Annotated in this window: 1 protein-coding gene and 2 pseudogenes; all 3 read right to left on the bottom strand. The window is 56.2% G+C overall.

Translation table 11 applies throughout. The annotated features are described in order from the left end of the window. Positions 1-162, bottom strand: a pseudogene (locus GSM73_RS26945) (SAM-dependent methyltransferase); the annotation flags it as partial. Positions 163-232: 70 nt separating this feature from the next. Continuing rightward, positions 233-1,882 (bottom strand): phosphoethanolamine transferase, encoded by a 1,650-nt coding sequence (locus GSM73_RS05775; protein ID WP_160891842.1) that lies wholly within the window; start codon positions 1,880-1,882, stop codon positions 233-235. A gap of 190 nt (positions 1,883-2,072) precedes the next feature. Continuing rightward, positions 2,073-2,234 (bottom strand): annotated as a pseudogene (locus tag GSM73_RS26940) (glutamine synthetase); the annotation flags it as partial.

The raw sequence follows: 2,234 nt of genomic DNA, 5'->3' as shown, positions 1-2,234 counted from the left end.
CGGTTCACCGGCGGCTTTCAAGGCATTGCGGACCAATTGCTCGTCACGCCAGAACGCCAGGCGCAGTCGCCTGGGCGCCGCTTGACGGCAAATGCGCGCGTGTTCCCGGTCATGATGCCTGGCGAACTCGATCTCTACGGGGGATGGGGGTTGCCCAGACATACCAACCGCTCTTGGGAAAGATGAATAGGAACAGGCTAACCACCCGTACGTGAAAAAAAAGTCGAGGCGCTCACTGCCGGGCCAATACCCCGTCAATGACCGCGCCACGGCAACCGGCAAACAGGTCCAGGTCCCGGTTGTAGACCTTGCTGTTGACTTCCAGCAGCCCGAGCATCGAATGAAACAGATTGTCCTGGCTCAAGGGCTTGTCCCGGCTCAGTTGCAGGCAATGGGTGTCGACGGAGAAGGACTTCTGATAGCTGTCGGAAAACCAGGCCAGCATCGCCACGTGTTTCTGTTGTTCCGGGGCGAGCATGTAGGGCGTGCCATGGAGAAACAGGTTGTACTCGCCCAGGGACTCGCCGTGGTCGGACAGGTACAGCATCGCGGTGTCGACCTTGTCCTGATTGGCCCGCAGCAGGTCGATCAGGGTCGATAACACATGGTCGGTGTACACCAGCGTGTTGTCGTAGCCGTTGACGATGCTCTGGCGGCTGCAATTGTTCAGCGCATTGCTTTGGCACACTGGGGTGAAATGTTCGTATTGCTTGGGATAGCGCTTGAAATACTCCGGCCCGTGACTGCCCATTTGGTGGAGCACCAGCACGGTGTCCTTGTCGAGGGTGTCGATGAAATGCTGCAGGCCCTGGAGCAGAATTTCGTCGCGACACTCACTGTTGGCGCACAGGGCCGGGTCTTTAAGATTGCTGACATCCTGCACAGTGACCCGGTCGCAAGTGCCTTTGCAGCCCGACTGATTGTCACGCCAGATCACCTCCAGCCCGGCGCGCTTGAGCACATCGAGCAGGCCTTCTTCGTTCCTGGCCTTGCTGGCGTCGTAGTTCTTGCGGCCCATGTTGGAAAACATACACGGCACCGATACCGCGGTTTCCGTACCGCAGGAGTGCACATCAGTGAAGGCGATCAGGCCAGCTTCTTGATTGAGTTGCGGCGTGGTATCGCGGTTATAGCCCAGAATGCCGAAGTTCTCGGCACGGGCGCTCTCCCCCACCACCAGTACGGTCAGGGACTTGCGGGCATGGGTTTGCCAGACCGGATTACGACTCGCATCCTCACCCAAGGTGATAAAGGGCTGTTTGGCCGACGCGACCTGTTCACGCAAGTACCCGATCGACGCACCGATGTAGTTGCTCGGTACCACCATCAAATGCAATTCATGATGATTGCGAAACAATGAAGACAACCCTTGGTAATTGGCCAGGGCGACCATGCCGATCACCCCCGCCGACACCCCGCTCACCACTAACTTGCTTAACAATTCTTTGGGCCAGCGGCGATAGCTGATCGGCGTTTTAAATAACAACCAGGACGGCAACACGCCTAACAAACCGAGGTAGGCAAACAACTTTAACGACAGTAAATCACGCACCTCTGTGGCATTGGTTTCAGCAAAGTTACGAAACATGCCGGCATCGATCAGCACGCCATACTGAGCCATGAAATACGCCACACCGGCGCTGATCAGAAAAAGCAATATCAGCACAGGCTTGAGCAGCCCACGGAACGCTACCATTGTCAGCATCAGGTTGAAGGCGAACAACACCAGCACCGCAAACGCCACGCCGATCAGCACGCCCCCGCCGTCACCTGCCGTAATGGTATGCAGGTGCTGCCAGAGCACAACGTTGAAGCCCACTAATAAAAAGACACTGGCGACCAGCGTCACCCACTCGGGGCGCACGGGTTTAATGGTCAGCATGAGGTTTTAAAGTTTCCTGGAAGTTGCGCTATGGAAAGCAAATACCGCAGGAAAGTTTGAAAAACTACTGTGCTACGGCAACACAAACTTTAGGCAGGTCACTATCAATTTTTCGTGAAAAAGTTGCCATTAAATAATTTTTCAAGTAGCAAGCCGCACGTCCGATCCGACGTGCAGCTTGTCGCTCAGTTCAAGCCTGATGGATGTACCAACGCCAGTCCTGCTCTCCGACCTCGCCCATGAACTGACGGTATTCGGCGCGTTTGACCGCCAGGTACACCCTGAGGAACTCATCGCCGAAGGCTTGCCTGGCCCAGGTCGAGGCTTCAAGCGTGCGCAAGGTGGTGAGCCA

It is taken from the genome of Pseudomonas sp. PICF6, from assembly GCF_009831705.1.
GTDB classification, from domain to species: Bacteria; Pseudomonadota; Gammaproteobacteria; order Pseudomonadales; family Pseudomonadaceae; genus Aquipseudomonas; species Aquipseudomonas rhizophila.
The sequence above is the reverse complement of the archived record's forward strand: the minus strand, read 5'-3'. Positions and strand labels throughout refer to the sequence as shown.

Excerpts from the sequence above, each read along its gene's own strand:
- GSM73_RS05775 (WP_160891842.1), bottom strand. The coding sequence starts at position 1,882 with ATGCTGACCATTAAACCCGTGCGCCCCGAGTGGGTGACGCTGGTCGCC.